The organism is Streptomyces sp. 13-12-16 (assembly GCF_002114215.1).
GTDB lineage: Bacteria > Actinomycetota > Actinomycetes > Streptomycetales > Streptomycetaceae > Streptomyces.
This window is the reverse complement of record NZ_NCTE01001198.1, coordinates 14734-22985: the sequence shown is the minus strand read 5'-3', so window position 1 is coordinate 22985 and position 8252 is coordinate 14734. Positions and strand designations below refer to the sequence as shown.

Annotated in this window: 6 protein-coding genes; 4 read left to right on the top strand and 2 right to left on the bottom strand. The window is 74.2% G+C overall.

Translation table 11 applies throughout. The features are described 5' to 3' along the window. Positions 1-375: cation:proton antiporter (locus B7767_RS37560; protein ID WP_179167465.1), on the bottom strand; the 375-nt coding region annotated here is incomplete at its 3' end. A gap of 3 nt (positions 376-378) precedes the next feature. Then, positions 379-858, bottom strand: coding sequence for a cation:proton antiporter regulatory subunit (locus tag B7767_RS37555; RefSeq protein ID WP_085575897.1), 480 nt, complete (start codon positions 856-858; stop codon positions 379-381). Between the two features lie 284 nt (positions 859-1142). Between B7767_RS37555 and B7767_RS37550 the strand changes: the two genes are divergently transcribed. From B7767_RS37550 to B7767_RS37535, 4 genes are all read left to right on the top strand, one after another. Further along, a complete protein-coding gene (locus B7767_RS37550; protein WP_179167464.1) occupies positions 1143-2024 on the top strand; it encodes a universal stress protein in 882 nt (293 codons plus the stop codon). A gap of 2 nt (positions 2025-2026) precedes the next feature. Next, a complete protein-coding gene (locus tag B7767_RS37545; RefSeq protein WP_256923710.1) occupies positions 2027-4921 on the top strand; it encodes a cation-transporting P-type ATPase in 2895 nt (964 codons plus the stop codon). 262 nt (positions 4922-5183) lie between these two features. After that, entirely contained in the window at positions 5184-6869 is a 1686-nt protein-coding gene (locus tag B7767_RS37540; protein WP_085575896.1) for an NAD(P)H-dependent oxidoreductase subunit E, read from the top strand. Continuing rightward, on the top strand, positions 6866-8252 hold a 1387-nt coding region (locus B7767_RS37535), incomplete at its 3' end, for a molybdopterin-dependent oxidoreductase (RefSeq protein ID WP_256923709.1). The genes B7767_RS37540 and B7767_RS37535, both read left to right, overlap by 4 nt.

The following is an 8252-nucleotide window of genomic DNA, read 5'->3' as shown; positions in this document are numbered from 1 at the left end:
GGGGGCGCCCGCCAGCGCCAGGACGCCCGCCGCGTCCAGCCCGAGCAGCAGGCCCGCCCCGGCACCGGGCACGGCGTTGAGGACGAGGTCCACGACGGCGGAGGACCGGTGCCGGCCGAGGCTGGCGGTGAACTCCCGCACCGTGAAGTCCAGGCCGAGCGTCAGCAGCAGGAGGACCACACCGATCGCCGCGCCGGTGTCCACGAACTCGCGGGCGGCCGGCACCGGGGCGAGTCCGCCGTCGCCCAGGGCGAGACCCGCCACCAGGTACAGCGGCACGGGTGACAGGGCGAAGCGCCGGGCGACCGCGCCGAGCAGGCTGAGGGCGGTCAGGATGATCCCCAGCTCCAGCAGCAGGGCGACGGGGGTGTGCACCGCTCAGCCCTGGATGATGCGCTGGACGCCGGCGATGCCCTCGCGGGTCCCGATGACGACGAGCACGTCTCCTGCTTCCAAGGGCTGGACGGGGCCCGGTGAGGCGATGACGTCCTCACCCCGGACGACCGCCACGATCGACGCGCCGGTGCGCGTCCGGGCCCGCGTGTCCCCGAGCATCCGTCCGGCGAACGGACTGTCGGACCGGACCTCGACCTGCCCCGCGCTCAGTCCGGGCACCTCGCGCGTCAGGTCGGCGAAACGCTCCGCGATGCGCGGGGCACCGAGGATCTCGGCGAGGGCGTCGGCCTCCTCGCTCGTCAGTCTGAGCACCGGGTGGGCCTCGTCGGGATCGTCGCCCGGGTAGACGACCAGCTCGAACTCCCCCGAGCGCTGGGCGACGACGCCCACCCGGTCGCCCTCGTGGTTGACGAACTCGTAGCGCAGCCCCACGCCGGGCAGCAGCACCTCGCTGACGTCCATGCCTCTCACCCTGTCGGCCGTGTCGGGTCCGGATCCGTGCGGGCGGGGCCGCGCCCCGTGGACCCGCCGTACTCGGTTTCTTCGGCACGCGCGGCAGGTCACCCGAGTACGGGCACCCCGGCGTGGTCCGTCCGGGGGAACACGGTCTCCTGGCCTGTCGGCGGGCCGGGTCAGGGCCGAGTGGCCCGGGTCCTGGCCCTGTCGGACCCTGGCCGGGGTGATCGCCCTGCCGGAGGGTGGAACCGAGGGGCCGCGTCCGCGGCCTCCCGAAGAGGGAGAGCCCAGTGAGTGATCCGGTGATCGTGGGGGTGGACGGTTCGGCGTCGAGCCTCACCGCGGTCGATGTCGCGGCCCGCGAGGCCCGCCTGCGCAGCACCCCGCTGCGCATCGTCCACGCCATCGGCCGCCCGTCCGCGCACCTGCCGTCCGGCGTGGCGCCGTGGAGTCCGGCCGACCACGGCCTGGAGCCGTTGGTGCACGGGCAACTGGCCCGGGCGGAGGAACGGGCACACGCGGCCGCGCCGGGCCTCGAGATCACTCGCTCGGTGGTGACCGGTGACGCGATCGAGGTCCTGGGGATCGAGTCGCGGTCGGCGGCGCTGACGGTGGTCGGCAGTCGCGGCCTGACGGGCTTCTCCGGACTGCTGCTCGGCTCGACGGCGGTGCACCTGGCCGCGCACGGCCACGGCCCGCTGATGGTGGTGCGCGGCCGCCCGGACCCGGCCGGACCGGTGCTGCTCGCCGTGGACGGCTCCCCCGCCGGGGAGCCGGCGGTGGAGTTCGCGTTCGCCGAGGCCGCGCTGCGCGGCGTCCCGCTCGTGGCACTGCACGCGTGGAACACCTGGAGCGAACGCGCCTACGAGGGGCCCGGCGATCCGCTGACCGCGGTGGTGGCGGACGCCGACCGGCTGCGGGAGGCCGAACAGCGGCTCCTCGACCGGACCGTGGCCGCCTGGCAGGAGACCTACCCGCAAGTCACCGTCGAGCGGCGCCTGGTGCGGTCCCGGATCCGCAACGCGCTGATCGACGCCAGCCGGGAGGCCCAGCTGGTGGTGGTCGGAGCCCGGGGCAGCGGCGGCTTCACCGGCCTCCTCCTGGGATCGGTCAGCCAGGCGCTGCTGCACCACGCCCACTGCCCCGTCACCGTCGTCCGCGGCAAGGAGTGACCGTGTCCCAGCGGACCGCGGCCCAAGCACCGCCCTCACTCCACTGCGAGGACGCCTACGGGCGGGAGGCCGCCGAGGTGGCGGACCTGCTCGGCGTCGCCCCGGCCACGGGCCTGACCACGGCCGAAGCCGAACGGCGGGCCGCCGACCACGGAGCCAACGAGCTGGCCGAACCGGCCCGCAGGCCGCAGTGGCTGCGCCTGCTGGACCAGTTCCGCAGCTGGCTGATCGGCATCCTGCTCGCCGCCGCCGTCGTCGCCGGCGTCATCGGTGAGATCAAGGACGCGGTCGTCATCACCCTCGTCCTGTTCGTCAACGCCACCATCGGCCATGCGCAGGAACGCCGCGCCGAGCGCAGCCTGGAAGCGCTGCGCCGCATGCTCGTCCCCGTCGCCCGGGTACGCCGCGACGGCCGGGTGCTGAACGTTCCGGCCGGCACCCTCGTACCGGGCGACATCGTCCTGCTGGAAGCCGGCGACCGCGTACCGGCCGACGGGCGGCTGACGGTCGCGGAGTCCGTCGAGGCCGCCGAGGCCGTGCTGACCGGCGAGTCGCACCCGGTCGCGAAAACGACCGCGCCCACCGCCGGGGAAGGCGACGGCGAAGTGCCCGTCGCCGAGCGCACCGCCATGCTCTTCATGAACACGGTGCTGACCCGGGGCCGTGCCGAGATGATCGTCACCGCCACCGGCATGCACACCGCGGTCGGCGCGATCGCCGAGGAACTGCGCACCGGTGGCGACGCGCCCAGTCCGCTGCAGATCCAGATGGACAGTCTCGGCAGGAGGCTCGCGCTCGTCAGCGGGGCCGCCGTGAGCGCCTACGCGCTCGTGGCGCTCGTTCGCGGGGAACCGCTCGCCGACCTCGCGCTGCGGGCCGTCGCGCTGGCCGTCGCGGCCGTCCCCGAAGGGCTGCCCGCCGTCCTCGCGCTCACCCTCGCCCTGGGCGTCCACCGCATGACCCGCCGCGGCGCCATCGTCAAGCGTCTGGCGTCCGTGGAGGCGCTCGGCTCGGCGACCGTGGTGTGCAGCGACAAGACCGGCACGCTGACGATGAACGAGATGACCACCCGGGCCCTGTGGGTCGCCGGACGCCGGTACGACGTGACCGGTGAGGGCTACGACACAGCCGGGGCCGTCCGCGCGGCCGACGGGAGGCCCGCCCCCGACCTTCGGGACGCCGTGCTGCCCTTCGCCCTGTGCAACGACGCCCGGTTCGGTGCCGAGGGCGTGATCGGCGACCCCACCGAGGCCGCCCTGCTCGTCCTCGCCGCCAAGGCGGGCCTCGACACCGAGCTGCACACCCGGGCCCCGCGCGTCGGGGAGATCCCCTTCGACCCCGCCGCAAAGTACATGGCCACCTTCCACCCGGGTCCCCGCGGATCCGTCCACGTGCACGCCAAGGGCGCGGTCGACGTCCTGCTGGACCGGTGCACCCACCTGATGACCGACCAGGGTCCCGCTCCCCTCACCGCGGAGCGCCGCCGCGAGGTCACCGACGTCGCGCGGTGCATGGGCGGTGGGGGCCTGCGCGTCCTCGGCGCCGCCACCGCCGTGAGCTATCGGCTCGATGCCGATCAGGTGGCCGGACTGACGCTCACCGCTGTCGCGGGCATCACCGACCCACCGCGTCCCCAGGCGCGCGACGCCGTCGCCCTCGCCCAGGCCGCCGGCGTCACCGTGAAGATGATCACTGGGGACCATGCCGACACCGCCACCGCCATCGCCCGCGAGCTGGGCATCACCGGCGACGTCGTCACCGGTGCCGAGCTGACCCGGATGAGCGAGCAGGACCTCGCGGACCGCGTCGAGGGCATCGGGGTCTTCGCCCGCGTCGCCCCCGAGCACAAGGTCACCATCGTCCGCGCCCTCTCCCGGCGCGGGCACATCGTGGCCATGACCGGCGACGGCGTCAACGACGCGGCCGCCCTGCGCTCCGCCCACATCGGCGTCGCCATGGGCGTCACCGGCACCGACGTCGCCAAGGAAGCCGCCGACATGGTGCTCACGGACGACGACTTCTCCACCATCGTCCGCGCGGTCCGAGAGGGCCGTTCCATCTACGACAACATCGTCACCTTCGTCCGTTTCCAGCTGTCCACCAACATCGGCGCCATCCTCACCCTGCTCGCCACCGTCCTGGCCGGACTGCCCGCCCCCATGTCGGCGATCCAGCTGCTCTGGGTCAACATCATCATGGACGGACCGCCCGCCATGGCCCTCGGCATCGACCCGCCACGGGGCAACGTGATGCGGCGCCCGCCCCGCCCGCCCGGCGAACGCATCCTCAACGGCCGGCGCCTGATCGCCGTCACCCGCTCCGGCGCGGTCATGGCCGCCGGCACCGTGACCGTCTTCGCCGCCACCCGCGCCCTCACCGACGACACCGCGACGGCGACCACGATGGCGTTCACCACGTTCGTACTGTTCCAGCTCTTCAACGCCCTGGCCGTTCGCAGCGAGGACGGCCCCGTCCTGGGGCGCCACCAGCTGCACAACCGCACCCTCTGGGCCTGCCTGGCGGCAGTGCTCGTCCTCCAGATCACCGCCGTCCAGGCCCCGTTCGCCCAAGACGTCTTCGACACCGTCGCCCTCAGCGCCGCTCAATGGGCCGTCTGCCTGCTCACCGCCTCCGGCGTGCTCCTGACAGAGCACGCCTGGCGCTCCGTGTACTCACGGCACGGCAACACACGTGGTGCGGGCGTGGTGAGCCGCCTCGAGAACCGAACGGACGGCCAGCGCGGTCACCGCATGCCTGCTGCTGCCCGGCAACCTTGCCAACCGGGCCTTCCTCCGCGAGGCCGTCGAGCGGACGGACCCGTCACCGTCGGCACCGAACCGGGGGCCGTACCCGGCAAGCTTCCGGCCGATGTCTGTCAGTGCCTCCGCTCCCCATGAGGAACAAGGACCTCGATGATCCTCATTCATGCTGGCCAGAGGCGCTTCCTGCTTTTCTGACCATCTGCCGGACAGCCTGCTTCATGAAAGCGCGAGGCCGGGGAGAGCCGTCGAAGCAGCGTCTTCCGCCGGGCCCTGGTGACCTGACCCGGGCCGCGCAGCCCCGGTCCTGACGGTCCGGCTCTCGTCGGCTTCGATGCCAATGCCCGCCCGTGCCGGTCCTCCGGCTGCGGTCCCGTGCGCCCTCCCCCACGATGAATGCATGGCGCTCATCCGATCCGCTCGCACCTTCGACGCCTTCCGGGCGCTGGCGGACCGGCGTGGGCGGCCGGGAGACAGGCTGATCGAATCCCTGGCCGAGGCCAGGGACGGAACATCGGACAGCCCGGAGAGCTGGGCGCCGGCTGTCGCCTCCCGTACCGGCCTGCCCGCTGCCGCCGCGCTGGGACCCGCCAGTTACTACGCGGACCTCTCCGCCCCGCACGGTGACCGTCATGTGCGGGTGTGCACCGCGACGGCGTGCTTCGCCGCAGGGGGCGGAGGGCACCTCGCGGAGGTGGAGCGCGTACTGGGCGTCGCCGCGCACATCGCCTCGCCCCGCGGTGACGTGTCGGTGCAGACCGTCCGCTGCCTGGGCTACTGCTATGCGGGGCCCGCCGCGCTCGACGGCGACACACCGTGTACCGGGGCGACCCTCCCGGCTCAGCTCGCGGGACGGGAGCCGCCGCGGGCGCCGGGGATCCCGGCGGTCGACGACACCGGTGACCCGGTCCTGCTGGGCGGCGTGCTCTCCGGTGAGCCGACGTGGCAGGTGTGGCCGGGGACGGTGTCGTCCGGCACTCCGGAAGAGGTCCACCGTGAGGTGGCGGCGTCCGGGCTCCGGGGACGCGGCGGTGCCGGATTCCGCGTGGCGGCGAAATGGGAGGCGGCGGGCCGCGCCCCCGGGACCGTGGTGGTCGCCAACGGGGACGAGGGCGATCCGGGTTCGTACGCCGACAGGCTGCTGATGGAGGCCGACCCGGGGCGCGTCCTGGAGGGTCTGGCCCTGGCCTGCTTCGCGTGCGGGGCCCGCCAGGGCGTGGTGCTGGTGCGCTCCGAATACCCGGCCGCACTGGCGCGGATGCGGGAAGCGGTGCGCCGGGCGTACGAGGACGGGCACCTCGGACAGTCGGTGCACGGGACGGCCACCTCCCTGGACGTCCACGTCGTCCAGGGCGCCGGCTCCTACGTCGCCGGTGAGGAGACCGCGCTCATCGCGGGGCTGGAGGGCGGCCGCGGATGCGCCCGGCCCCGCCCGCCGTACCCGACCGAGCACGGCCTGTGGGACGCGCCGACCGTGGTCAACAACGTCGAGACCCTGGCGGCCGTCCCCTGGATCGTCCGGCACGGCGGCCGGCAGTACGCCCGGCGCGGTACGTCCGACGAGACGGGAACCAAGCTGGTCTGCCTCTCGGAGCGGTTCGCCCGGCCGGGCTGCTACGAGGTCGGGCTCGGCACGCCGGTGCGGCGGATCGTCACCGAGCTGGGAGGCGGTCTGAAGGACGGAGCCGGGCTGACGGCGCTCCAGGTCGGCGGACCGCTGGGCGGCTTCCTCGCCGCCGACGCACTGGACGTGCCGCTGTCGGAGGCGGGACTGTCGGCCCGGGGCGCCGCCCTCGGGCACGCCGGGCTCGTCGCCTTCGACGAACGCGTGGCGCCGGAGGACGTGCTGCGTCATGTATGGGAGTTCGCCGCGGCCGAGAGCTGCGGCGCGTGTTCGCCCTGCCGCGTCGGCTCGCAGCTCGGTCTGGAGTGGGCCCTGGCCGGTGCCCCGCCGGACCAGGAGTGGGATCGGCTGTCGCGGCTCCTCACCGAGGCGAGCCTGTGTGCCTTCGGGCGGCGGATTCCGCCCGCCGTGCACAGCCTCGTCCGCGCCTACGGGAACCGGCCGGCGGGATGGGGGCCATGAACGGATTCATGATCGAGGTCGACGGCACCGGCGTCGCGGTGCCCGACGGGTCGTCCCTGCTCACGGCGGTGCGGGCGGCCGGTGTCGAGCTGCCCTCGCTCTGCTCCGACGACCGGCTCAGTCCCGCCGGGTCATGCCGTACGTGTCTCGTGAGGGCCGGGGGGCGCATCGTGGCGGCCTGTGTCACTCCGGCCTCCTCCGGCATGCGCGTGGACACCGGGAGCGACGATGTCGTGCGGCTGCGCCGGGACGCGGTGGAGGTCATCGTCTCCGCACTGCCGCCCCGGGCCCTCGCCGACGGCGGTCCCGGCGAACTGGCGCACGTCTGCCGGTCGCTGGGCATCGGCCCCGAGGCGGCACAGGGCGCCGGAGGCCGGGGCGGGGACGACTCCCACCCGTACGTCCACCTGGACCGGGACCTGTGCATCGCGTGCGGCCGGTGCGTGCGGATGTGCTCCGAGGTGCAGGGCACCTTCGCGCTCACCCTGGCCGGCCGGGGCGGAGACACGGTCGTGGCCCCGGGTACCGGCGGGCCCTGGATCGAGTCGGACTGCGTGGCCTGCGGCGGCTGCGTGGACACCTGCCCTACGGGGGCGATCAGCCAGCCCGGACCGGCGCGTGGACTCACCTCGGCGTTCCACCCTGCGGAGGGCCGGACGCGCACCACGTGCGGCTACTGCGGTGTGGGCTGCGCCCTCGACGTGGTCACGCGGGACGGTGACGTCACGGCGGTGCTGCCCGCCCGGGACGGCCCGGTCAATCGAGGCCACGCGTGCGTGAAGGGCCGCTTCTCCCACGGATTCCGCACCTCCCCGGAACGGCTCACCCGGCCCCTGCTGCGACGCGACGGCGTGCTGGAGCCGGCCGGCTGGGACGAGGCGCTGGCCCACGTCGCCCGGGGACTGCGGGCCGCCGTCGACGCGGGCGGCCCGGACGCCGTGGCGGCGATCTCCTCGGCCCGCGCCACCAACGAGGAGAACTACCTCGTACAGAAGTTCATGCGGGTCGTCATCGGCACCAACAACGTCGACAACTGCTCCCGCCTCTGCCACTCCCCCTCCGCCGCCGGCCTCACCGCTTCCTTCGGGCTCTCCGGCGGCACCGACACCTTCGACGACGTGGAGCGGGCCGACTGCCTGCTGGTGGTCGGGGCCAATCCCGTCGAGGCCCACCCGGTGGTCGGAGCCCGGCTGCTGAGGCAGGTTCTCCGCGGAGCCCGGCTGGTCGTCGCCGATCCACGGGCCGTGGGCCTCGCCCTGCACGCCGACGTGCACCTGCGTCCGCGTCCCGGCACCAACGTGGCGCTCTTCCACGGGCTCGCCCACGTCCTGCTCACCGAAGGGCTGACCGACGAGGAGTTCCTGCGCGAACGCGCCACCGGGC

What these genes read in the sequence shown, in the direction of transcription:
- B7767_RS37555 (WP_085575897.1), bottom strand. Translation starts at nt 858, where the DNA reads ATGGACGTCAGCGAGGTGCTGCTGCCCGGCGTGGGGCTGCGCTACGAG.
- B7767_RS37540 (WP_085575896.1), top strand. Translation starts at nt 5,184, where the DNA reads ATGGCGCTCATCCGATCCGCTCGCACCTTCGACGCCTTCCGGGCGCTG.